21 protein-coding genes are annotated in these 24,551 nt (G+C 63.5%); 4 read left to right on the top strand and 17 right to left on the bottom strand.

From position 1 onward, the window contains the following. The first annotated feature begins 8 nt into the window (after positions 1-8). Positions 9-902 carry a LysR family transcriptional regulator gene (locus ACR9YP_RS32125; RefSeq protein ID WP_128934918.1) on the top strand — a complete coding sequence of 298 codons (894 nt, stop codon included), beginning with the start codon at positions 9-11 and terminating at the stop codon, positions 900-902. Positions 903-1,126: 224 nt separating this feature from the next. Here ACR9YP_RS32125 and ACR9YP_RS32120 read toward each other — a convergent pair whose 3' ends face one another. From ACR9YP_RS32120 to ACR9YP_RS32045, 16 genes are all read right to left on the bottom strand, one after another. Then, a complete protein-coding gene (locus ACR9YP_RS32120; protein ID WP_474217842.1) occupies positions 1,127-3,454 on the bottom strand; it encodes a PAS domain-containing sensor histidine kinase in 2,328 nt (775 codons plus the stop codon). A 223-nt stretch (positions 3,455-3,677) separates the two neighbouring features. Next, positions 3,678-5,051 carry a cation diffusion facilitator family transporter gene (locus ACR9YP_RS32115; RefSeq protein WP_474217841.1) on the bottom strand — a complete coding sequence of 458 codons (1,374 nt, stop codon included), beginning with the start codon at positions 5,049-5,051 and terminating at the stop codon, positions 3,678-3,680. Positions 5,052-5,273: 222 nt separating this feature from the next. Beyond that, positions 5,274-6,242, bottom strand: coding sequence for a zinc-binding dehydrogenase (locus tag ACR9YP_RS32110; protein ID WP_474217840.1), 969 nt, complete (start codon positions 6,240-6,242; stop codon positions 5,274-5,276). A 124-nt stretch (positions 6,243-6,366) separates the two neighbouring features. Then, positions 6,367-7,362, bottom strand: a complete 996-nt coding sequence (locus ACR9YP_RS32105; protein ID WP_438109713.1) for an NAD(P)H-dependent flavin oxidoreductase — start codon at positions 7,360-7,362, stop codon at positions 6,367-6,369. A gap of 317 nt (positions 7,363-7,679) precedes the next feature. Next, the gene (locus ACR9YP_RS32100; protein WP_370990840.1) at positions 7,680-8,330 is read right to left on the bottom strand and encodes a hypothetical protein; all 651 of its coding nucleotides are present in this window, start codon (positions 8,328-8,330) and stop codon (positions 7,680-7,682) included. A 55-nt stretch (positions 8,331-8,385) separates the two neighbouring features. Continuing rightward, positions 8,386-8,589 carry a hypothetical protein gene (locus ACR9YP_RS32095; protein ID WP_061020029.1) on the bottom strand — a complete coding sequence of 68 codons (204 nt, stop codon included), beginning with the start codon at positions 8,587-8,589 and terminating at the stop codon, positions 8,386-8,388. A 376-nt stretch (positions 8,590-8,965) separates the two neighbouring features. Then, positions 8,966-9,739, bottom strand: coding sequence for a fumarylacetoacetate hydrolase family protein (locus ACR9YP_RS32090; protein ID WP_474217839.1), 774 nt, complete (start codon positions 9,737-9,739; stop codon positions 8,966-8,968). 11 nt (positions 9,740-9,750) lie between these two features. After that, complete coding sequence (locus tag ACR9YP_RS32085) at positions 9,751-10,770, bottom strand: 2-dehydropantoate 2-reductase (protein WP_438109708.1); 1,020 nt, start codon at positions 10,768-10,770, stop codon at positions 9,751-9,753. A 103-nt stretch (positions 10,771-10,873) separates the two neighbouring features. Next, complete coding sequence (locus ACR9YP_RS32080; RefSeq protein ID WP_091892232.1) at positions 10,874-11,299, bottom strand: CBS domain-containing protein; 426 nt, start codon at positions 11,297-11,299, stop codon at positions 10,874-10,876. 179 nt (positions 11,300-11,478) lie between these two features. Next, a complete protein-coding gene (gene oxlT, locus ACR9YP_RS32075) occupies positions 11,479-12,801 on the bottom strand; it encodes an oxalate/formate MFS antiporter (protein WP_370990844.1) in 1,323 nt (440 codons plus the stop codon). A 261-nt stretch (positions 12,802-13,062) separates the two neighbouring features. Beyond that, positions 13,063-14,352, bottom strand: coding sequence for an oxalate/formate MFS antiporter (oxlT, locus tag ACR9YP_RS32070; protein ID WP_438109705.1), 1,290 nt, complete (start codon positions 14,350-14,352; stop codon positions 13,063-13,065). Positions 14,353-14,718: 366 nt separating this feature from the next. Beyond that, entirely contained in the window at positions 14,719-16,275 is a 1,557-nt protein-coding gene (locus tag ACR9YP_RS32065) for a tripartite tricarboxylate transporter permease (protein WP_438109704.1), read from the bottom strand. Between the two features lie 41 nt (positions 16,276-16,316). Continuing rightward, complete coding sequence (locus ACR9YP_RS32060) at positions 16,317-16,814, bottom strand: tripartite tricarboxylate transporter TctB family protein (protein ID WP_091892240.1); 498 nt, start codon at positions 16,812-16,814, stop codon at positions 16,317-16,319. An 84-nt stretch (positions 16,815-16,898) separates the two neighbouring features. Next, positions 16,899-17,906 carry a Bug family tripartite tricarboxylate transporter substrate binding protein gene (locus ACR9YP_RS32055; protein ID WP_474217838.1) on the bottom strand — a complete coding sequence of 336 codons (1,008 nt, stop codon included), beginning with the start codon at positions 17,904-17,906 and terminating at the stop codon, positions 16,899-16,901. A gap of 463 nt (positions 17,907-18,369) precedes the next feature. Then, positions 18,370-18,507 (bottom strand): hypothetical protein, encoded by a 138-nt coding sequence (locus tag ACR9YP_RS32050; RefSeq protein WP_164934547.1) that lies wholly within the window; start codon positions 18,505-18,507, stop codon positions 18,370-18,372. A 498-nt stretch (positions 18,508-19,005) separates the two neighbouring features. Next, the gene (locus ACR9YP_RS32045; RefSeq protein ID WP_438109702.1) at positions 19,006-19,431 is read right to left on the bottom strand and encodes an ATP-binding protein; all 426 of its coding nucleotides are present in this window, start codon (positions 19,429-19,431) and stop codon (positions 19,006-19,008) included. A gap of 168 nt (positions 19,432-19,599) precedes the next feature. On the opposite strand from ACR9YP_RS32045, the gene ACR9YP_RS32040 reads away from it, so the two are divergent. Then, complete coding sequence (locus tag ACR9YP_RS32040) at positions 19,600-20,931, top strand: Hsp70 family protein (RefSeq protein ID WP_474217837.1); 1,332 nt, start codon at positions 19,600-19,602, stop codon at positions 20,929-20,931. 520 nt (positions 20,932-21,451) lie between these two features. Then, entirely contained in the window at positions 21,452-22,630 is a 1,179-nt protein-coding gene (locus tag ACR9YP_RS32035) for an IS110 family RNA-guided transposase (protein WP_438109699.1), read from the top strand. Here the strand turns inward: ACR9YP_RS32035 and ACR9YP_RS32030 are convergent. After that, positions 22,620-23,063 (bottom strand): SRPBCC family protein, encoded by a 444-nt coding sequence (locus ACR9YP_RS32030; RefSeq protein WP_091892246.1) that lies wholly within the window; start codon positions 23,061-23,063, stop codon positions 22,620-22,622. The genes ACR9YP_RS32035 and ACR9YP_RS32030 overlap by 11 nt on opposite strands. Before the next feature lie 500 nt (positions 23,064-23,563). On the opposite strand from ACR9YP_RS32030, the gene ACR9YP_RS32025 reads away from it, so the two are divergent. After that, positions 23,564-24,538: an alpha/beta hydrolase family protein gene (locus tag ACR9YP_RS32025; RefSeq protein WP_438109697.1), complete on the top strand. Its 975-nt coding sequence runs from the start codon at positions 23,564-23,566 to the stop codon at positions 24,536-24,538. Positions 24,539-24,551: the final 13 nt, after the last annotated feature.

The raw sequence follows: 24,551 nt of genomic DNA, 5'->3' as shown, positions 1-24,551 counted from the left end.
ACGACCGGTTGATCGACAAGCTTGAACTATTGCTGGCGCTGGCGAAGGAGCGGCATTTCGGACGCGCGGCGGAGGTCTGCGGCGTGACGCAACCGACGATGTCGACCGGGCTCAAGCAGCTCGAGGAGATCCTCGGCGTGATGCTGGTCCAGCGCGGGTCGCGCTTCCAGGGCTTTACGCCGGAAGGCGAGCGGGCGTTGGACTGGGCGCGGCGGATCGTGGGCGATGCCCGCGCGATGCGCGACGAGATCAACGGGCTGAAACATCAGCTCTCCGGCGAGATCCGCATCGCGGCTATCCCGACCGTGCTCGGCATGGTCGCCGCGCTGACGACGCCGTTCCGCGCCAAGCATCCCGAGGTGCGCTTCCGCATCCAGTCCACCACGTCATCCGAGGTGCTGGGACTGCTCGAAAATCTCGAGGTCGATGCGGGGCTGACCTATATCGAGAATGAGCCGATCGGCAAGGTGCGGACCATTCCGCTCTACAACGAGAGCTATCGCCTGTTGACCGCGCCCGATGCGATGTTCGGTGACCGCGAGACGGTGACTTGGACCGAGGTCGGGCAGGTGCCGCTATGCCTGCTCACGCCCGACATGCAGAACCGCCGCATCATCGACCGCGCGCTGCGCTCGGTCGGTGCCGAGGCGACACCGACGCTGACGTCGAACTCGCTGCTGGTGCTGTTCACGCACGTCAAGACGGGACGCTGGGCGAGCGTGATGCCGGCCAAGCTCGCCGAGACGCTCGGCCTGTCCGACACGGTGCGCTCGATCCCGATCGTCGATCCCGACGTCAATTACAGCATCGGCATGGTGATCCCGCAGCGCGATCCGATGACGCCGCTGATCGCGGCATTGGTCAATGTCGCACGCGAAGTGGCGCCGACGCTGCAATTGTAGATATCTCGAGCGCAATGAGATCACGTTTGATTGCCACAACGGAGGTGCACTCCCTCTCCCGCTTGCGGGAGAGGGGTGGGGAGAGGGTGTCTCCGCAATGGGACAATCCCCTAGAGAAGACAGCCCTCACCCGGCGCTTCGCGCCGACCTCTCCCGCAAGCGGGAGAGGTGAACGAGCCGCGGCAATCGATTCAACCTAAAGCCAGCCGGATCTACATGAAGCTCTAAGCCGCCGCCGATATCCCGGAGGCCTTGATCGCGTCGCGCGGCAGCGTCACGCGCACCACCGTGCCGACATCGATCTTGGAGCGCAGCCGCATCGAGCCGCCGTGGAGCTGCGCCAGCGAGCGGGCGATGGCGAGGCCCAGTCCCGAGCCGTGATAGGTCTTGGTGAGCTGGCTCTCGACCTGCTCGAACGGGCGGCCGAGTCGCGCCAGCGAATGCGGCGCGATCCCGATGCCGGTGTCGGCGATCATCAGCACGATCCGGTCGTCGAGCTGCCGGCTGCGCACCACGACACGTCCGCCGTCGGGTGTGAACTTCACCGCATTGGACAGCAGGTTGACGATGATCTGCTTGGTGGCGCGGCGGTCGGCGACGACGGAGATGGATTTGGCGATGTCGGCGTCGAGCGTCAGGTGCTTGTCCTGCGCCCGGCCGGTGACGACCCGCAGGGATTCCGCCAGCGTTCGCGACAGGTCCAGCTCTTCCATGTCGAGCTTCATGCGGCCGGCCTCGATCTTGGACATGTCGAGAATGTCGTTGATGACCTCGAGCAGATAGTGGCCGCTGGTCAGGATGTCCTCGCAGTATTCCTGGTACTTCTCCGAACCGAGCTCACCGAACATGCCCGAGCCCATGATCTCGGAGAAGCCAATGATGGCGTTGAGCGGCGTGCGCAGCTCGTGGCTCATATTGGCGAGGAATTTCGACTTGGTCTGGTTGGCTTCCTCGGCGCGGGTCTTCTCGCGCTGGTACTTTTCGGCGAGATCGGCGAGCTCGACCGCCTGGCGTTCGAGCGCGGCCTGCGAGCGCTTGAGGTCGATGACGGTGGCGCGCAGGCGCAAATCGTTGTCGACCAGCTTCTGCTCGTGCTCCTTGATGCGGGTGATGTCGGTGCCGACCGAGACATAGCCGCCGTCCTTGGTGCGGCGCTCGCTGATGTGCAGCCAGCTGCCGTCGTCGAGCTGCGCCTCGAAGGTACGCGCGCCCGGGCCTTGGGCCGCGGTCTCGTTGTGGCGGGTGCGCACCTCCGGCATGCGACCGACCTCGAGCACGGTCTCGTAGGAGGTGCCGGGGATCACGGCGGTGTCGGGCAGCTTGTGCAAGCGCTGGAAGTGCGAATTGCAGAGCACCAGGCGGTCGCTCGCGTCCCACAGCACGAAGGCTTCCGGAATGGTCTCGATCGCGTCGCGCAGGCGAAGATCGGCTTCCACAGTCTTCTCGGCGAGGCTCTTCTGCTCGGTGATGTCGACGGCGATCCCGATTAGGTGGACGCTGGAATCGGTCGCCCCGCGCGTCTTTTCGCAGCGGACGCGGAGCCAGATCCAGTGGCCGTCGACATGCTGCATGCGGAAGGTCTGGTCGATGTGGTCGATCTTCTCGGAGATGAGCCGATCGGCGATCTCGAACAGATCGATGTCGTCGGACTTCACCAGCGCGTTGACCTCGCCGAAGGTGAGGAGCTCGTTGCGGCCGTCGAGGCCGAGCATCGAGAACATCGACTGCGACCAGAAGATCCGGCCGCGCGACAGGTCCCAGTCCCACAGGCCGCAGCGGCCGCGGTTGAGCGCGGTGTCGATGCGGCCGCGCACGGCGTCGTTGATGAGGTCGCCTTCGCGGGCGCGGGTCGACTGCCAGTGGAAGGCAAAGCCGAGGATCAGGACCACGAAGCCGGTGGTCGCCGACAGCGTCACCGAGAGCGCGGCGTCCGAGCCCCAGATCGGCTCGTTGCGTTCCTGGATCACGGTGACGAAGCCGGGCAGCGACTTGATCTGCCGCGAGGTCGCCATCGCGGCGTTGCCGTTCGGCAGTGTCATGTCGGCGATGTTGCCGTCGCGCGGCGGCGCCGCGATAAGTTGCGCCGTCGTGATCGCATCGAGCAGGCGGTCGTTGCCGGAGGGATCGCTCTCGATCGGGATGCGGGCGAGGATACGGCGGTCGATGCCGGCCGAGGTGACGATGACATGGCGGCCCGAGGCCGTGCCCCAGGACGGAATGAGGTCAGGCAGCAGCGTCGGCAGGCTCTCGATGTTCTTGAGCCGCTCCTGCCGCACGGAGGTGAGGCGGTCGATGCGTTCGGCGAGCAAATCGGCGAGCGCCGAGATGTCGTGACGGATCACCAGCCGCTTCTGGCGCGTCTGGTCGACGACCTGCACGAACGCGCCGAGGCAGATCGTGATCAGGAAGGCGATGATGAGCGTCGGCACGGCGCGGCGCAGCGCTGGCTCCGCGATCAGTAGCCGGTGATAGGCAGGTTTCGCGATCGATTGCGCCAATCCCTTGATCGAATCGGATTGGACGCACGCGTTCGCGGCGTCTGCACGCGACATGCCTTCGGCCCCCTGAAAACCTGCTTGCAACTAGGCTCGAAAGCAGCCCCACGTCGCTTTCGAATCACACCGATTTGAATCCAGTTTTCGCGGGCTGTCGAGAGTCAACGAATCGTTAACGCGAAATTATTCTTATCCAACGCGCAGTTTGCGCATCGAGAGTCCGCAAACTCACGTGCGTGAGGAGTCCGAAACGAGAACGTGTGACTCCTGGCGCACTAAGTCACGCGCGCGGCGGCTCGGCGTGGCTGATGACGCGCTTCACGCTCGGGAACGCGCGCCGCAATGCGCGCTCGATCGCGTCGACATGCTCGTGCACCCTGATCACGCTCATCGACGGCGCGGCGCGGCAGTGGAAGTTGACGATCTCGCCGGCGTCGGTGTTGCGGACGCGCACATTGTGGATGTCGTGGATCTCGCCCTCGCCGGCAAACTCGGCCAGCGCGGCGGCAATTGTCTGCACCCGTTCCGGCGAGGCGTCGACGCCGAACGGCAACTCCGGTTCCAGCGGCTCGATATGGACGTCGACCTCGACGTCCTCGCCGAATTCCTCCTGGATGTTGCGTTCCAGCGTGTTGGCGACCTCATGGGCGGCCTCGAGCTGCATCTCGCCGTCGACCTCGAGGTCGATGCCGACGATCAGCTTGGTGCCGAGGTCGTGCACCGTGACGTGGTGGACGGCGAGGCCGGAATTGCGCGCGATCACCATGATGCGGTCGCGCACGGTCTCGTTGTTGCGTGCGACGGGGACGGCGGTGAAGGTGAGGTCGGCGTCGCCGAACGCTCTTGTGACGGCGGCCTGCGCGTTGTGCTTGATGTCCTCGACGCGGTCGATCGGATAGGTCCGCGGCACCTTTGCGATGGTGTCGATGAACATGGTCGCCCCGACCATGCGCAGGCGCAGCCGCTCGACATCGATCACGCCGGGCACGCTGCGGATCGCGGCCGTGGCCTTCTCCTGGGCGCCCTCCGGCGCGCGGTCGACCAGCGTCTGCACCGTCGAGCCCGCCATGCGCAGGCCGAGAGCCGCGATCAGCACGGCGACGGCGGCGGCCGCGGCCGCGTCGCCCCACCAGAAGCCGAGCCCGGCGAGGACCAGGCCCACGATCACGGCAGACGAGCCCATGACATCGGAGGCGAAATGCAGCGCGTCGGCGGCCAGCGCCTGGCTCCTGGTCTCCTGCGCGGCGCGGTGCAGCGCGCGGGCGCGCCAGAGATTGACGGCGATGTCGATCACCAGCACGACAAAGGGCACGGCCGAAATGGTCGGCGGCGGGGTTCCCTCGCGCAGCCGGCTATAGGCCTCGACCAGGATGCCGCCGGCGAGCACGTAGAGCAGGGCGGTGACGCCGAGCGCGGAGATGCTCTCCAGCTTGCCATGGCCATAATGGTGCTCCTCGTCCGCCGGCTTGTCGGACACCCGCACGACCGCCCAGGTGATGATGGTCGCGACCAGGTCGATCGAGGAATGCAGGGCTTCGGAGATCAGCGCCAGCGAGCCGATCGCGATCCCGACCACGAACTTGGCCGCCGCCATGCCGCCGCTGGCGAAGATCGAGATCGCGGCGACCGTGGTCTTGTTGGGCTGGGAGGTCATGGCGGGGATTTAGCAGGGCGTGGGTGAACATCAAGCCACGATCCACAGCTGTAGTCGCAAGTGAGTTGCAGGAGCGAAGTCAACCTCTCTCCGTCATGCCCGGGCTTGTCCCGGGCATCCACGTTCTTCGTGCCGAGTGGCAAAGACGTGGATGGCCGGGTCAAGCCCGGCCATGACGAGCGGAGAGTGCGGGGCGGTCGCTCTACTTCGGTCAGCACACCCTCACACCGTCACGACGATCTTCCCCAAATGCTTGTTCGCCTCCATGTGCTCGAACGCCTTGTCGATGTCGTCGAACGCGAACACCTTGTCGATCGGCAACTGCAGCTTTCGCGCTTCCACCGCACTCCAGATATCCTTCCGAACCTCCTCAAAAATCTCGCGGACTTCCTCGATGGTGCGGGTGCGGAAGGTGACGCCGACATAGTCGATGCGGCGGGCGGCGTGCAGGTCGAAATTGAAGTCGGCATGGGTGCCGCCGAGCCGGCCGACATTGACGATGCGGCCCTTGACCTTCGCTGCAGCGAGGTTCTGGTTGGCGACCTTGCCCGAGACCTGGTCGACGATGAGATCGACGCCTTCGCCGTCCGTTGCCTTCAGGACGTCGTCGACCCATTTCGGATCGGAGCTATCGACGGCGAGATCGGCGCCGTACTCCTTCAGCCGGCCGCGGCGGGTGGCGTCGGTCGACGAGCCGATCACGAGCTTTGCGCCCTTGAGCCTGGCGATCTGCATCGCCATCAACCCGACGCCGGAGCTCGCGCCCTGGATCAGCACGGTCTGGCCCGCCTGCACGCCGCCGACGGTGACGACGGCGTTGTGCATGGTCGCGAGCGCGACGGGCAGGGTGGCCGCCTCCTCGAAATTCATGTTCGAGGGCGCGTGAAACAGCCGGCCGTGATCGGCCAGCGTATATTCGGCAAACGCTGCGCTGCCCGAGCCCATGATGCGATCGCCGACCCTCACGCCCTTCGCATCCGGCCCGAGCTCGGCGACTTCGCCGGCCCATTCCATGCCGAGCACGGTGCCGACGCCGCCGGCCGCGCCGTGGGCGTGCCCCTTGCGCATGCCGGTGTCGGCGCGGTTGAGGGCGCAGGCGCGGACGCGGACCAGCACCTGCGTGCCCTTAGGTTTTGGTTGAGCGACGTCGGAAATCGTAGCGCCATCAGGGCCGTAGACGTAAGCCTTCATAAGTTGCTTTCTGGCATTTGACGAACCGGTTTAACCGGAGGCGGTGCTCTTCGCCTCTCCCCGCAGCGGGGCGAGGGAGCATACCTTCGCGGTGGCGGGCGCCGTGTTCAAATCACATCAGCGATCACTCTGCCGCTTGCGCCGCTGCGCCCGCAATCATTCCCTCCAGCCGGCCGCGGATGATCGCCTCTGCCTCGCGCACGATGCGGGAGACCAGCTCGGCGCAGCTCGGGATGTCCTGGATCAGGCCCTGCACTTGGCCGGCCGACCAGATCCCTTCGTCCGAATTCCCCGTCGCGTAGACCATCTTGCCGCGGGCACCGGCAACGAGCTCGCGGATGTCCTCGAACTTGGCGCCTTCCTTCTCCATCGCGACGACCTTGGTCGAGATCTCGTTTTTCGCGACGCGCGAGGTGTTGCGCATGGTGCGGAAGATCAGCTCGGTCTCGCGCTCGTCATTGGCGACGATCTTCTCCTTGATGAGCTGGTGGATCGGGCTTTCCTTGGTGGCCATGAAGCGCGTGCCCATGTTGATGCCGTCGGCACCGAGCGCCAGCGCGGCGACGAGGCCCCGGGCGTCGGCAAAGCCGCCGGAGGCGATCATCGGGATCTTGACCTTGTTGGCGGCGGCCGGGATCAGGATCAGGCCGGGGGTGTCGTCCTCGCCGGGGTGGCCGGCGCATTCGAAGCCGTCGATCGAGATGGCGTCGACGCCCATGCGTTCGGCCGAGAGCGCGTGCCGCACGCTGGTGCATTTGTGCACGACCTTGACGCCGTGCCTTTTGAACTCGTCGACATGCTCCTGCGGCTTGTTGCCGGCGGTCTCGACCACCTTGATCCCGCTCTCGATGATGGCGGCGCGGTATTCGGCATAAGGCGGCGGCTTGATCGCGGGCAGGATGGTGAGATTGACGCCAAAGGGCTTGTCGGTGAGGTCGCGGCAGCGCGCGATCTCCCTGGTCAGATCCCCCGGCGTCGGCTGGGTCAGCGCGGTGATGAAGCCGAGCGCCCCTGCGTTCGCGACCGCGGCGACCAGCTCGGCCCGCCCGACCCATTGCATGCCGCCCTGGACGATCGGATGCTCGACGCCGACGAGTTTGGTGAACCGTGTCTGCAACATGCTCTGTTTCCCCCGCCGGTGTGGCGCTCCGTTATCGCGTGTTGGCGTCAGGATGCCGCCCGGGCCGGCAAAAGTCTATCAGCGGGGCGTGCGATTGGGGTGGGGCGATCATGCGGGGACGAGGGGGATTCCGCGGGGCGGATAATTGGATTGCGTCGCTACCTGACGGCGCAAGCTCCTTCCTCATACGCCGTCGTCATGCCCCGGCTTGACCGGGGCATCCAGTACGCCGCGGCGTTTCGGCTCTAGCTTCGCAGCCTCTGGAATACTGGATTGCCCGCCTTCGCGGGCAATGACACCGAGTATGGACCGAAGAACTACTCCGCCGACAGCCGCACCATCTGGCGGCCGCCGTTCATTTCCTTGAGGCGGTTGACGAAGTTTTCCGGGCGCTGCCAGCGGTTGGGGACCTGCAATCCCATGAATTCGGCGATGTCGCCGATGAAGCCGGTGCAGTTGGCGGTCTCGGCGTTCCACACCGGCGAGTTCGCCTGCAATTTCTTGATATAGGCGAATACGCGCTTGGCGTCGGCTTCGTTGAGGTACACGCGATAGCTCGCGGTCAGATATTCCGGATCGAGATCGCCGTAGCTCGCGCCGGTCTCGGAGGGCACAAAGGTGATGTGGCCGAGCACGTAAGCAAGCGTGTCGCCCGCGGGCGTGAGGCCCGCGACCTCGACGGCACGCTCGCTGGTCTTGCCGTACCAGACGAAGGCGTGGCCCCAGCTTGCGGCGGTTCGTGCCCGGAAGTCGACGTAGTACGGACCTTTCTCCGCACGCGCGACGGGACGCCGCGTCGCTTGCGGCGCCGGTCGTGATGCGGTGTCGTTCGTAGCAAGCGCGTTCGCATCGGCAACGCGCTTGTTCGCTTCATGGGCCGAGGCCGAGGGCATCGTGCATGCGATCATGGCCGCGAGCGCGAAGCCCGCGAGGATGCAGGATCCGGATCGATCAGGTTTGTACGTCACGCTGTTGCCCCTCGACTCTCAGCCGCTTTACGCGAGATGCGTATCGTATTGCGCGTCAGTAACGCGCTGCGACCGGGCCGGGCGCCTTGCCGATCGGGGCCTTTCCAACCGGGCTCTTGCCAATCGGCATCTTGCCAATCGGAGCCTGCTCAGCCGGATAGACCGGCACGGGCTGGCGGCGCGGCAGATCCGCAGCGTTCGCAGCCGTCACCAGAGCAAGCGTGGCACCCAGAGCAATTACAATCTTCTTCACAGTCATACCCCTAGCAGGTTTGGTCCAAACACGGCGATGCCGTGCCCCCAGACACGCCTCACAGAAGGGCGGCCGAATGCGTCCAAGTTGCGGCGAGCGCGGGACATGTTGGCGGCATATGTCGGGCGCGCGGAGATGTGATGTGTACGGATGTTTCGGAGCTGCGTGATGGCTGTCCGTAGCCCGTAGTAGAGCGAAGCGAAACCCATCAGCCGCTTCGCTGAGGAGAGATGATGGGTTTCGCTATGCTCTACCCATCTTACGCCCGCCCCTTTATTTGTAGCCCGCATGAGCGAAGCGATATGCGGGAAACGTTCGCGGAAGAGCGTGATCCCGGATGGCGCTTCACTCATCCGGCTACGCTACGGGACGGTGCCTGCCGCTATAGCCGAAACTCGTTGGTCAGCTCGCCGATGCCGTCGATCGCGACGGTCACGATGTTCACCGGCTCCTTCATCACGCCGACGCCGACCGAGGTGCCGACGGCGATGAGGTCGCCGGGGAGCAGGGTCATGTCATGGGAGATTCTGCTGACCAGCTCCTGCGCGCTGAAGATCATATCCGAGATCGGATAGTTCTGCCGCTCCGCGCCATTGAGGATGGTGCGGACCACGAGCTTGGCCGGATCGAGGCCGGTGGCGATAACGGGTCCGAACGGGCCGTAATCGTCGATGCCCTTGGCGCGGGCCCATTGCGGGAAGGTGGGGTCGCTGGTCAGGATGTCGTTGGCGGTGATGTCGTTGACGCAGGTGTAGCCGAAGATGAAGCTGTCCGCTTCACCAGGGGAGACGCGGGCGCAGGTCCTGCTGATGACGATGCCGAGCTCGCCCTCGTAAGTGGTCTTGCCGTCGTAATAAGAGGGGCGGCGGATCACCGCGCCGGGCGTCGTGATGCTGGTGGTGGCTTTCAGCAGATAGAGCGGCTCCGGCGGCTCGGGCTGGTTCAGCTTGGCGGCGAGCGCGTGGAAATTATTCCAGAGAGCGACGATCTTGCTGGGTACGCAAGGCGCGAGCAGCTCGACGTCCGACAGCGCCAGAGCCTTGCCGGTGGCCGCATGGTGGCCGAACATCTCGCCCTCGTGCACGCTGATGCCTGACGACGTCAGCGTGCCGAAGCCGGTCGCACCGGCGTGGCGGAAGCGCAGCCACTGTTTCATCTCGCCCGCCATCACGCCACCGCCAGTGCGCGAGGATCTGATGGTGTCGAGACGCCGTCATAGAGGCCGGCGATGCGGGCGCGCTGGGTCACCATCGCGAGCACCGAGTCGAGCGCGGGCGTGGCGATGCCGGTGAGACGGCCCATCTCCTGCACCACTGTGACGAGCGGGTCGATCTCCATCGGGCGGCCGCGCTCGAGATCCTGCAGCATCGAGGTCTTGTGTGCGCCGACCTTGCGGGCGCCCTCGATGCGGCGCTCGACATCGACGCGGAATTTGACGCCAAACGTTTCGGCGATGGCTTGCGTCTCCACCATGATCGCGCGCGACAGCGCGCGCGTCGCCGGATCGGTGCAGATCACGTCGAGCGTTGCATGGGTCAGCGCGCTGATCGGATTGAAGCAGACATTGCCCCACAGCTTCAGCCAGATCTCGTCGCGGATGCGGTCGAGCACCGGGGCTTTCAGCCCGGCTGCGACGAAGAGATCGGCGAGGCGCTGTACGTCCGGCGTGATCTCGCCCGAGGGCTCGCCGAGCGGAAAATTGTTGCCGTAGACGTGGCGGATCACGCCGGGCGCCTCGATCTCGGTGGCGGGATAGACGATGCAGCCGATGGCGCGCTCGGCGCCGATTTCGCGCCACTGCCGGCCGCCGGGATCGATGCTCTCCAGCGTCGAATTCTCGTATTGGCCGCCGTGCTTGTAGAAGTACCAATAGGGGATGCCGTTGACCGCGGTGACGATGCGGGTGTGAGGCCCGAGCAGCGGCTGCATCTTCTCGATCACGCCGGTGATCGAATGCGCCTTCAGCGTGATGATGATGTAATCCTGCACGCCGAGCTCGGCGGGATCGTCGGTGCAGCGCGGATGCACGATGTGCTTCTCCTCGCCTGCGAGCAGCGAGAGGCCGCGCTCGCGCATCGCGGCAAGGTGAGCGCCGCGTGCGACCAGACTGATATCGGCGCCCGCGCGCGCGAGCTGAACCCCGAGATAACCGCCGATCGCGCCGGCGCCGTAGATGCAGATCTTCATGAAGTCCTCGAAGGAGCAGAAGCCGGAATTTGGGACGAAAGATCCGGTCCGGCTCGGAAGGATCCGAGCCGGGGCCGGTAGTCGCAGGGGAAGGCTTGCCGCTTTAGGCTGCTTGCGGCGTCGAGTTGGTGGCCTCGTCAACGGCAGCGGCGATGTCGCGCATGCTGATGACCGAGACGAGGCTGTAATCGTCGATCACGGGCAAATGGCGGATGTGATGACGGTTCATCAGGTGCCGGACATGCTCGATCGTGTCCGAGGAGGTGCAGGACACGAGCTGCTGCACCGAGACCAGCTGCGAGACTTTGACGTTGACGGCGGCCGCGCCGTGCTCGGCGACGGCGCGCACCACGTCACGCTCGGTGAACATGCCGACCGCGGTGTTGCCTTCGGAGCGGACCACGTCCTTCACGACCAGCGCGCTGATGTTGTTGGCGCGCATCAGCTTGGCGGCGATACCCACCGTTTCGTTCATTCGCACCGTGACAACGCGCGGCGTCTTCTTGCGCAGAATGTCTCCGACCAGCATTGCAACCTCCCTGGGTGAATGACAGGGGCAAGTGTGGTATACATAATGCCAATCGTCAAGCGCTGGATTTGGCTGATCCGAAAAATCTTGCGGCAGCAATGCTGACGTTTGCCGCGTGCAAAAAAGAAAGGGGCGCATCGCTGCGCCCCTTCTCAAGCCCTGCAAAACGCGTTGGTGGCTTACGCCGTCTCGGTCTTGGCGTTGCCGGTTGCGGTGTCAGCGCTCTCGGCTTCCTTGCCGAGGATGAAGGAGCGGCGCAGCGGCTTGATCACGAACAACGCCATCAGCGCCGCCGTCGCGTTCAGCGCCACTGCGACTACGAACACGGCCTTCCAGCCATAGGCGGTCGAGATCACGCTGGCGAGCGGAACGAGCAGGGATGCTGTGCCCTTGGCGGTGTAGAGCATGCCGTTGTTGGTGGTCGCGAACTTCGAGCCGAAGGTGTCGCCGCAGGTCGCGGGGAATAGCGAGTAGATCTCGCCGAACACGCCGAAATAGATCGCGGTAGCGAGTACGAAGACGACGGGCACGTGGCCATAGGCCGACAGCGCCAGCAGCATCACCGCCGCCGTGCCGAAGGCGATGAACATGGTGGGCTCGCGGCCGATCGTGTCGGAGACCCAGCCGAAGAAGGGACGTCCGAAACCGTCGAAGATGCGGTCGAGCGAGATCGCGAAGGTCAGTGCCGCCATCTGGAAGCCGGCGAGGGTGACCGGCGTGTCGGCGATCTTGAAGTCGTGCGCGATCGGGGCGATCTGCGCCGCGGTCATCAGGCCACCGGAAGCGACCATGACGAAAACGAGATACATCACCCAGAAAATAGGGGTCCGCAGCACCTGTGGCGGGGTGAAGTCGATCTTGGTCTGCGGCAAATTGAGCTGCTTCTTCTTCGGCGGAATCGAGATCCGCGGCGGCTGGATGAAGAAGGCGAGCACGAACACGATCAGGCCCTGGCCGATGCCGAAGGTGAGGAACGCGTGCTGATAGCCGCTCGAAACGATCATGCTCGCGATCGGCACGATGGTGAGCGCGGCGCCGGCGCCGAAGCCGGCGGCGGTCGCGCCCGCTGCGAGGCCGCGGCGGTCGGGAAACCATTTCAGCGCGTTGCCGACGCAGGTGCCGTACACCGCGCCCGCGCCCATGCCGCCAATGATCGCGGCGGCGTAGAGCAGGGTGAGGCTATCGGCGTAGGAGTTGAGAATCCACGAGAGCGCGATCATCGCGCCGCCGAACATGACCACGATGCGCGGGCCGTATTTGTCGACGAACCAGGCTTCGACCGGCACCAGCCAGGTCTCGGTGACGACGAAGATGGTGAAAGCGAGCTGGATCGCGGCGCGTCCCCAATGATGGGCCGCATCGATCGGATCGACGAAGAGCGTCCAGCCGTATTGCAGATTGGCGATCATCGCCATGCAGACGATGCCCATCACGAGCTGGAGCCAGCGGAAACCGGTGCGAAGAGGCGCGGCCGTGACGGCGCCGTCCAAGCTGGAAATCATCAAGAACCTCCCAACGCGCTGATTAACTGCGACGTGGGATTGCAAGATGACCCAGTGTCGCAAATGTTGTGGCTTATCGTCGCAAGCGCGGCGCGGAGCTTGGTATACCATATTCCAGATTGCAAGCCTTATCTTGGCTCCCCGTCCAACAAAATGCGCGGGTTCCAGCCGCTCTCCACGGCATCGCAGTGTCTTCGCATCAAACGAAAACGCCCGGCCGTGAGGCCGGGCGTCATGCTCAGTGAACTGTGGTGGAGCGGGTCAGACGGTCGATTTCGCGACCACGACCTTGCGCCAGGGCTTGAGCAGCACGATCGCCAGCAGCGAAGCCAGGATGTTGGCGCCTGCCGCGATGATGAACACGCTGTCCCAGGTGCCCGACGACTGCTGCATGTAGTTGGCGATCGGCACCAGCAGCGCGGCGGTGCCCTTCGCGGTGTAGAGCAGGCCGGCATTGGTGGTCGCGAACTTGGCGCCGAACGTGTCGGTGCAGGTCGAGGGGAACAGCGAGTAGATCTCACCCCAGGCGAAGAACACGAAGCCCGAGAGCAGCACGAACCAGATCGGATCGTGGCCCCAGAGGTAGAGAAACCAGATGCCGATCCCTTCCATGCCGAAGGCGATGAACATCGTGTTCTCGCGGCCGATCATGTCGGAGATCCAGCCGAAGAACGGACGCGTCAGGCCGTTGAGCACGCGGTCGATTGTCGCCGCGAACGTCACCGCCGTCATCGTCACCGCCATCAGCGTGACCGGCACGTTGTCGACCTTCCAGTCGGCCGCGATCGGCTTCAGGTTCGCCGTCACCATGAGGCCGCCGGCGCCGACGATCACGAACATGAAGTACATCAGCCAGAAGATCGGCTGGCGCAGCACCTCGGTCGGCTGGTAGTTGCGCCGAGACTGGAGCAGCGCGGCATTGACCACGACGTTCGGCACCTGGCCCGATTTCGGCGCCAGCAGGAAGAAGGCGAGCAGGCAGATGATGATGCCTTGCCCGAGGCCGAAATAGAGGAAGGTGGTCTGGAAGCCACTGTCCTTGATCATGGCCTGGATCGGCGCGACGGTCAGCGCAGAGCCTGCACCGAAGCCTGCGGCCGTGATGCCCGCGGCAAGACCGCGCTTGTCCGGAAACCACTTCAGCGCGTTGCCGACGCAGGTGCCGTAGACGCCGCCGGCGCCGATGCCCGCGATGATCATGCCGAGATAGTAGCCGTTGAGCGTTGTCGCCTGCGCGTTGATCGCCCAGCCGATGGCACAGAGCAGGCCGCCGACCAGCACCACGATACGCGGGCCGTATTTATCGACGAACCAGCCTTCGACCGGCACGAGCCAGGTCTCGAACAAAACGAACAGGGTGAAGGCCCATTGGATCGAGGCGCGATCCCAGCCGAACTTCTTCTGGATGTCGGGGACGAAGAACGTCCAGCCGTATTGATAGTTGGCGATCATCACCATCGCGCCTACGCCGATGGCCAATTGCGCCCAGCGATAAGCATCGCTGACGCGCGCGGCACTTGGGGCCGCTGTTGACTGCACCATGTCCGTCATAAAAACCCTCCCGAACGCGCCGATCATTTTTATGCATGCGCTGCCCGCATCCTGGTATTCATTATGCCAAGATTCAAGCAGAGGACTGGAGGTGCGGCGAAATATCGCGGGAGTCGTTCACATGCGCGATTGCCGAGGAATTGTAAAGCCCAAAACGCTGCGGCGTAACCGCGACGGCGGCGACCGGGTCACGTCAACAGATTGATTTTGTGAGGAGATTTTCGTTTTTGCAAAGGGCGCAAAGAACTGCCGGCAGACCCGCTCCGTTCGGACTTTCAGTTGCCGAGGGGGCGTGCGCCGCCCGCGCGGCCCGAGGCGCGGACGTTCGGGGACCGCCCATTTCCTGGAATTCTTTATTCCAGAAGCCTAGTGCGGAGAGATTCGGCCTTCGCTTTTCGGCGCGGATTGCGCCGGCGGCGCGCCTCGCGCCATCGACGTGCGCAGGCGGCTGTAGCCTTCCTGGATCGCGGACCAGAACAGGGCGACCAGACCGAGCGCCATGATCGTGCTGACGAGGCCATTGGAGAAAAACACCCCGAGCGAGCCCTGGGATCCCAGCAGCGATTGGCGGAAGGCTTCCTCCGCCTTGTCGCCGAGCACGATGGCGAGCACCAGCGGCGCGAGCGGGTAGTTGCACTTCTTCAGGAGATAGCCGAGCACGCCGAACACCAGCATCAGCATCACGTCGAAGGTGCTGTTGTGCACGGAATAGGCGCCAATCGCACAGAGCACCAGGATGAGCGGCGCGATGATGCCGAAGGGCACGCGGAGGATCGCGGCGAAGATCGGCACGCAGGTGAGCACGACGACGAGGCCGGCGAGATTGCCGAGATACATCGACGCGATCAGGCCCCAGACGAACTCCTTCTGCTCGACGAACAGCATGGGGCCGGGCTGCAGGCCCCAGATCAACAAGCCGCCAAGCAGGACGGCGGCAGTCGGGGAGCCCGGCACTCCGAGCGACAGCATCGGCAGCAGCGCCGAGGTGCCGGCGGCATGTGCGGCCGTCTCCGGCGCGATCACGCCTTCGATCTCGCCCCTGCCGAAATTGTTGCCGCGTCGTGCCAGACGCTTGGCGATGCCGTAGCTCATGAAGGATGCCGGCGTGGCACCAGCGGGCGTGATGCCCATCCAGCACCCGATCAGGCAGGAGCGCAGCGACGTCATCCAGTAGGAGGGTAATTCCCGCCAGGTCTGAAGCACGACCCGAAGGTTGATGGTGGCGTTGCCGCCGCGGAAAGCCAGCCCTTCCTCCATGGTCAGCAGGATCTCGCCGATGCCGAACAGGCCGATCACGGCGATCAGGAAGTCGAATCCGTTGAGCAACTCGGTGACGCCGAAGGTCAGCCGCAACTGTCCCGTGATCGAATCGAGGCCGACCGCCGCGAGTGCAAAGCCCATCATCATCGCCGCGATCGTCTTGAACGGCGGCTCCTTGCTGAGGCCAACGAAGCTGCAGAAGGCGAGGAAGTACACCGCGAACTTCTCCGCCGGACCAAATCGCAGCGCAAAGCCCGCGACGAGGGGCGCGACGAGCGTGATCATGATGACGGCAAACAATGCGCCCACGAAGGAGGAGGTGAAGGCGGCGGTCAGGGCTTCGCCGGGTTTGCCCTGTTGCGCCATCGGATAGCCGTCGAAGGTGGTCGCCACGGACCAGGGCTCGCCGGGTATGTTGAACAGGATCGAGGTGATGGCGCCGCCGAACAATGCGCCCCAATAGATGCAGGACAGCATGATGATCGCCGATGTCGGCGGCATGCTGAAGGTCAGGGGAAGGAGGATCGCGACGCCGTTGGCGCCGCCGAGTCCCGGAAGCACGCCGATGATGACACCGAGCGTGATGCCGATGATCATCAGCATGATGTTGTAGGGCTGCAGGGCGACCGCGAAGCCGTGAAACAGATTGGCCAACTCTTCCATATCGATACGTCCTGCAGCAGTAACGGATGGCGGCGCGGCTCTTACAGACCGAGCCATTCCTCGAACGGACCCTTGGGCAGCGGGACCAGGAACCAGCGCTCGAAAACAAGATAGGTCAGCACCGGCATGCCGATCGCCACTGCGATGGTCGTCAGCCAGCGATAGCCGCCGAGCCAGCGCATGAACCAGGCGATGAAGACCATCGAGGCGACGTAGAGGCCGATGAACGGCATCGAGCCGACATAGATCGCGGTGGGCACGACGACGCTCATGACCTGGCGAAGCTGTCCCCATGTTGCGAACAGCCGGCCGTCGCCGTCGCGTCGCGCGCTCCAGAGGTTGATGGCGCTGGCGCCGACGATGGTGGCGCCGACATAGAAGGGGAAGAAGCCGGCACGCGGGCCTTCCGCGCCCCAGTTGATGCCGGCCTTCAGGCTGCCGAAGATCACGACCAGGCCGAAGGCGCCGATCAATAGCGCGATGCCGATTTCCAGCGTCTTGTGTGCGGGGCCGGATTCGGATCCGGATTGTTCAGTCATGTGACCTCCAGGCGGACGCAGTCTTTCGCGGTCGCGGCAGACGGGAGGACGCGTAGCGTCCTCAGCCGTCGTCGATGTCGCGGGTCAGTTTCCCGACCCGAGGAAGCCGGCTTCCTTCATCAAGCCTTGGTGGCGCTTCTCCTCGGCCTCGACCCACTTCGCGTATTCTGCTCCGGTCAGGAATGTCGTGTTGAAGGCGCCGTTCTTCATGAAATCCTGCCATTCCGGCGTGGCGCGGACCTTCTTGAACAGCTCGACGTAGTATTCGATCTGATCCTTCGTGGCCTTGGGCGACATGAAGATGCCACGCAGCATCAGATATTCCATCGCGAGGCCCTGCGACTTGCAGGTCGGAATATCCTTCCAGGCCTTGCCGTCGGCGATCGGCTCGTCATAGGCCATCGGCTGGGCGTCGAAGACGCAGAGCGGACGGAGCTTGCCGCCGCGCCATTGCGCGACCGCCTCGATCGGATTGTTGACGGTCGAATCGACGTGATTGCCGACGAGCTGAACGGCAACTTCGCCGCCGCCCTTGTACGGGATGTAGGTGAACTTCGAGTCGATCGCCTTCTCGATGCCGACCGTGATGATCTGGTCTTCCTGCTTGGAGCCGGTGCCGCCCATCTTGAATGAGCCGGGCGGCGCTTTCTTCACGGCGTCGACATAGTCCTTGACGGTGTTGTACGGCTTCTCTGCATTCACCCAGAGCACGAATTCATCGAGCGCCAGCATCGCCACCGGGCTCAAATCCTTCCAGTTGAACGGAATCCCCGTTGCCAGCGGTGTCGTAAACAGGTTCGACAGCGTGATGATGATCTTGTGAGGATTGCCCGACGACATCTTCACATCGAGAAAGCCTTCGCCGCCTGCGCCGCCGGCCTTGTTGATGACGACCAGCGGCTGCTTCATCAGATTGTGCTTGGTAACGATGCCCTGGATGGTGCGCGCCATCTGATCGGCGCCGCCGCCGGTGCCCGCGGGCACGATGAACTCGACCGGACGGACCGGCTCCCAGGCAGCACGGCTTGGGGTGCTGTTGGCGCACGACATCGCGACTGCCGCCAAAGCGACATTCAGAACGAATGGCTTCATGTTTCTCTCCCTGTCGAACCTCGAACGCAGCCGCTCTTTGTCGGCTTGCGTCAGCCCATCTCGATTCACCTGCCCTGGGGTCACCCTTGCGGTCGATCTCCCACGGCAGTCCCGATAGAAACTCTATGAGCAGGGACAACGCGCGGCATCCGCTCCTTTCGGCTAAGGCTCTGCCGGGGTTCGCGGCACGCGTCTCCCCTCGGCCGTTCCCGTCCCGCGTTACGTTTCCCCGCCTTACACCTTTGATTGTGAAACCGTTCTTGGTTCCCGAATGGTATGCGAGATGCCAGCAGCCAAACAATCGGATCGGCGGGTCACGTCGGCGGACCAATCGTCGCAGATGCGGTCGCGAGCGTGGCGAGGACGAAAAACAAAATGGCCCCGACATGCGGGGCCATTTGATCAAACGCAGCGTCTGCGGGGCTTGCCAACCCGCCGCTCGGCGGGGCGGGCAAGGCCTTTTTTACAGGCCGAAACGCGGCAGGTCGCCGTTGTGATTCGAAATCTCGGCGCTCGCCATCAGGAGGCTGTCGATCGCGGCCATCAGGCGGGCGAACAGCGAGGAGGAGGGGGCGAGAGCAACGGAAGCGGTCTTGGACATTGGAAATCCCTTTCTTGAGAACAGTCAATCTTGCTGTCTCATTTCGAAGGGCAATCTATGTATACCAGATGCCAGTGTCCATGTTCTTGTTTGCATAGCAGCACGCGATCTCTCGCATTGCAGCATAATGCCGGATTAACGGGTATTTCGGCCTCAAAATCTTCGAGGCGCGCCGATGGCGCACCTATTGAGTAACTTTCGCACTTATTGAGTAAGTGCTATAAGGTTACGCGGCAATGGAGCGAGATCAATGGCAGCAGGCGCGATCGATTGGAAGGCACTACGGTTCGAGGTTCTTGAGACGTTCAACTCCCGCAAACTCCAAATAGTTGTTCCCACTTTGTCCAAATGACATCATGCGCCGAGTCAGGAGTTCTTGTTCGACTTTCTTGAGACTGTTCCACCAGGTCGGGGCCATGCACACGTTCTCAAAACACTCGAAGGTGAATTGTATAGCTAGCGTGGTATACAATGCAGGCTTCTGCCTCAAAAAGGACTCTACAAACACTCGAGCGATTTCGTCGGACTTATCCGATCATACTCATCAATAATGATAATCGGAATTTCATTCTGACCAAATCGCCCCAACTGAAGAAAGACGTGGTCGGGCTCGATTGGAGCAGGAAATTGAAGATCGAGTGTCGCATCATCACCCTCCCATTTGATACGCCTAAACACTTTCCTCCATAGGCTGTCGAAACTGTCAGCACTATCTGCGTCAACCGCAATCTCTCGAACCCGCCTCGTCTCGGAGTTCAGATCCTTGTGGAATATGTTTGCCAGAGAGGTCTTCCCGACCCCTCTCTCGCCGAAAATAATGGCGTGGCGAGCTTTCTCGATTGCAATATCCTGTAATCGCTGGATGGTGGCCTTCCGCCCCGCGAACTGCGCGACCTCATTGATCGGGGGACCTGGGGTGTCCACGACGATTGGATTTTTTCGAGCAGTACGTTCGTCGAGATGGGTGACGCACTCAGAGCATAGGTGGCCGTAAGAAGGGCTGTTCTGACGGACTCAATGAACCGGGTTGGCAGGGCAGGTCAAAGCCGCTATTGGTCCGCCCCCTTATCCAATCAACTGTCAGAGTGGTTCATGTCGAGCGCCTCGCCCGCCGTCTCGATCGGCATCGATTTTGGGACCAGCAATACGGTCGTCGCGCTCGCGGCGGACGATCGCCGGGTCGAGGCCATCCGCTTCGACCACGGCGGTCAGCGCCACAGCGTCTACGTCTCGGCGTTGTGCTTCTGGGAGGACCGGCCGGGAGCCGGCGCCCAGGCCGAGGGCGGGCCGTGGGCGATCGAGCAATTTCTCGAAGGACGCCACGTCTACCGCTTCCTGCAGTCGTTCAAGACATTTGCGGCGAGTTCCAGCTTCAACACCACCCAGGTGTTCCGGCAGCGCTACAAGTTCGAGGACATCTTGGCGGCATTCCTGCGGACGCTGGCGCGCCGTGGCGGGGACCGGTTTGGCTTCGAGGCCGCAAACATCACGGTCGGCCGCCCCGTCCGCTTTGCCGGCGGCAATCCCGACGAGGCGCTGGCGATGCAGCGCTACCGGGCCGCGTTCGATCGTCTCGGCGCCGGCCACGCCCGCTACGTCTACGAGCCCGTGGGCGCGGCGTTCTCCTTCGCCCGCCGGCTGGAGCGCGATGCCACCGTGCTGGTTGCGGATTTCGGTGGCGGCACCAGCGATTTCTCCGTGATGCGTTTCTCGCGTGCGGGCGGAAGCCTTCGCGCCGAGCCGCTCGGACACGCCGGCATCGGCATCGCCGGCGACACGTTCGATTACCGTATTGTCGACCATGTCGTCTCGCCGCGCCTCGGCAAGGGCTCCAGCTTCCGCTCGTTCGACAAGGTGTTGCCGGTCCCCAGCGGCCACTACACCAACCTCGCGCGCTGGCATCAGCTCGCGATGATGAAGAGCAACGGCGATTTGCGCGAGCTCCGCGAGCTTGCGCGCACCGCGCTGAAGCCGGCTCTGCTCGAGGACTTCATCACCATCGTCGATCTCGACCTCGGCTTTTCGCTGTACCGCGCGGTGTCCGACGCCAAGGTGGCGCTGTCCGCGCAGGACGAGGTGGACTTCCGCTTCAGGGGCGGCGGGGTCGACATCGGCGCGACCATCACACGGAAGAATTTCGAATCTTGGATCGCCGACGACATTGCCCGGTTGGGAGCCACCGTCGACAAGGTGCTGGGCGAGGCCGGCATCACCGCGCGCGAGGTGGAGAAAGTGTTCTTGACCGGCGGCACGTCCTTCGTGCCCGCCGTCCGAAAGCTGTTCGCCGAGCGGTTCGGCAACGAACGGCTGATGTCGGGCGACCAGTTCGAGTCGATCGCCTACGGGCTGGCGCTGATCGGACATAGTCCTGATCCGGGCCGATGGACGGCGAGTGGCGGGATCGAGCCGAGGACAGGCGCGTAACAATCGTTCGCAATCAGTCGGATCTGCTTCACTGGCAACCGCAGTTGGGCTGTGTAGATATCTGCAGACTCGATGTGAGTTGTTCTCTCGGAAACTTCCTCATTCTCCGTCATTGCGAGCGCAGCGAAGCAATCCAGAGTCCCTCCGCAGAACGATTCTGGATTGCTTCGCTGCGCTCGCAATGACGACGTGGGTAGATCCGCGCGTCCCATCGAACAGTGCCGTAGGGTGGGCAAAGTCGCGGAGCGCCGTGCCCACCATCTTTCCGGGTTGAGAGAGCATTGGTGGGTACGCTGCGCTTTGCCCACCCTTGTATTAGCCTGATCGGTTATATTGAACCGTTCCGTGAGGAATGGCCCAGCCCGGGTAGCCGCCCGAGCTGGGTCGCCGTTCGATCGGATCGGTACCCACCGAAGCCTTGAGGGCTGTCTGACGTAGCGAGATCGCGATCGGCACTTCATCGGGACCCGAATGGTTGAACGAACTTAAGGTTCGCATAACAAGGGAGGGATCGACGAAGATGGCCAAGCATAGCACGATCTGTGCCGGGATCGATACCGGCAAACGGAAGCTCGATGTGGCGATCGAGGGCCGCGGCGAGCAGTTGCAGGTGAAGAACACGGCGGAAGGCCATGAGGCTTTGCTGACGTGGCTGCGACAGCAGCGCGTCAAACGCATCGGCATCGAGGCGAGTGGCGGTTACGAACAGCCTGTCGTCGCCGAACTGCGACGCAAGGGGTTTGTGGTTGTGGTGTTTCAGCCGGCTCAGGTCCGGGGCTATGCCAAATTCCACTTGCAGCGAGCCAAGAACGATAAGATCGATGCCGCCCTTATCGCAGCTTGCACCGCAGCGGTGCGGAAGATCCATGCCGCTCCCGATCCTCGGTTGCTGCCATTCGCCGAGCAACTGACCATGATCGATCAGATCGGCGAGGATATTGCGCGCCTCAAGAACAGGATCGAGAGCTGCCGTAATGTGGCGATTAACCAGCTCTGGCGCAAAGATATCACTCGTCTGGAGCAACGTGAGAGGGCCGCACTCAAGGCTCTGGTCGCCTCGCTCCGCGAGCATCCCGACCTTGCCAAGAGGCTTGCGCTGATCAACAGCGTCGACGGCATCGGGCTGCCGACCGCCGTTGCCATCCTGGTGCGTCTGCCAGAGATCGGCCGGATCACGCGGGAGCAAGCTGTCGCTCTCGCCGGGCTGGCGCCCTATGACGACGACAGCGGCGACCAGGTCGGGGTGCGGCATATCGAGGGCGGACGCAAGCGGCTGCGTCGCGCCCTTTATACGGCTTCACTGGCTGCATCGTTTCGATGGAACCCGCAGCTGATCCAGCTCTACCAGAGGCTGACCGCAGCCGGAAAGGAACACAAGCGCGCGCTCGTTGCCTGCGCCAGGAAGATGCTGATCTTCGCCAACACGGTGGTGGCCCGCGGTACCGCCGTGGTGCGGCGAACCGCCGGTAGGATCACTTTCTGCTTCTTAGTTCGACCGGGACGCGCTTCTTCGTCCCGACCTACGGCCCCTCATGACGTCGCGCGCAGCGTCCGTCAAGGATGGCCGTCGCTCGCTCGAACCTCACATGGTCTGTTGCCAGGCCACGCCTTGACGGACGCGAGCACGGCGTCATCATGGCAGGCGCAGACGAGCCATTCTAATGGTTGCTACAATACTCATGTCGTCGCTATTGGTTGATCTCAGGCTCGACGAGCCGGGCCAGGTTGCGCAGCGATTCCTGCCAGCCGAGATAACAGGCCTCCGGCGGGATGACGTCGGGGATGCCGGCCTGCGTGATGTCGAGTTCGGTGCCGACCGAGACCTTCTTCAAGACCACGGTCACCTCGATCAGGCCCGGCAAATTGGGATCGTCGAACTTGTCGGTGTAGCGGATGCGTTCGCCGGGCACGAGCTCGACATATTCACCGCCGAACGAATGGCCGTTGCCTGTGGTGAAATTCCGGAACGACATCTTGAACGTGCCGCCGACCTTGGGCTCGAAATGATGCACGGTGCAGGTGAAGCCGTTCGGCGGAAGCCATTTCGCCATCGCATCGGCCTCCAGGAAGGCGCGATAGACTTTCTCCGGGCTAGTGGCCAGGACGCGGTGCAAGCGGATCGTGCTGGGCATGATTGTTATCCTCAGTGATTGATGGGCCCGAGTTTGGCGTCTATGGCCCATTCATGTCACGAGGACGACGGGGAAGCTGCCGATCCGACAAGCGTCTCGGATTTTTTTGGTCGAGTCTTGTTCGGCCGGGTTGCTAAGCATGATGGGATGAGGCTTGATCGCCGCCGCGACGGAGGTGCTTCGCCTCTCCCGCTTGCGGGAGAGGCCGACGCGCTCGCAAAGCGCGGCGGGTGAGGGCTCTTGCCACCCAGGGACAGCCTCCGCATTTCTCGACAATCCCGCCGCGGAGATATCCCCACCCCAGCCCTCCCCCGGCAAGCGGGAGAGGGAGCCGAGTCCCGACGCCGAAGCATCGTTCGCACCATATGCGATAGCCCTCCCTTTTTGCGGGCAGTTTGCCTCAACGCCAATAGCGGCGAAGGTGTGCCCGCGTGACAAGCTGAGCCACAATTCCGCTATCGTTCCTCGTTCAACTCCTGCGCGAAATCAGGGGGCTTCCGTTGCGCAGCACGCTTTGGGCTTTCGTCGTCACTCTCTGTTGTCTTGGCTCGCCGGCGGACGCCGCAGGCATTCAGCTCCTGGAGTCCGATCCGGCGCTGTCGGGCGCGATCTGGTATCCCTGCGCGGCGGAGCCGACGCATGTGGCGCTTGGCAGGCTTTCAGTGCCCACAGTCGATTGGCTGGAGGGAGCGAAGGACTGTCCCATCACGGGGACCAAACTGCCACTGGTTATCGTCTCCCATGGAAATAGCGGCTACTTCGCCCTTCACCTCGACATCATAGAAGCGCTGGCAAACGCCGGCTTTGTCGTCGCGGCGATCAACCATCCAGGCAACAACACCAACGACATGTCGGAGCGCGGGATGTCGGTCTGGTCATCGCGTCCAGTACATATGGTCCGCCTGCTGGATTTCATGCTGCACGAATGGAAGGACAGGGCCGCTATCGATCCCGTCAAGGTTGGTTTGTTCGGCTTCTCTCTGGGCGGCTTTACCGGACTGGTTCTGGTCGGCGGTCAGCCCGATTTTCGCAGGTTTGCCCCCAATTGTAAGCAAGAGAACAAATCGACAGTCTGCGAGCAACTGCGCGCTGGCGAGATTCCTCCCGACCCGCCACACGATGCCCGGATCAAGGCCGCAGTGATCGTCGATCCTGCTGTGAGTTTTTCATTCACACCCGAAAATCTGGCGGGCATCGGAATCCCGCTGCAGGTCTGGCGATCCGAACTAGGGGGAGGGGGCGTCAATGCGACCGGCGTCGCATACGTAACCCGTAGTCTGCCGGGCAAGCCTGATATTCACGTCGTTGGGGCCGGTCACTACGCATTTCTGCCGCCCTGCACGACGGAGCTCGCAGCATTGAGGCCGCAGGTGTGCTCGGATCCTGAAGGCTTTGATCGGGTGGCCTTTCACCGCGAGTTCGACGCGGCCGTAGTGAAGTTCTTCCGTGAGCAGCTCGCTGGCGGCGATCACTGAGCATTGAGTTCGG

The organism is Bradyrhizobium sp. BR14999 (genome assembly GCF_056106085.1).
This window is presented reverse-complemented; position numbering and strand designations above follow the sequence as displayed.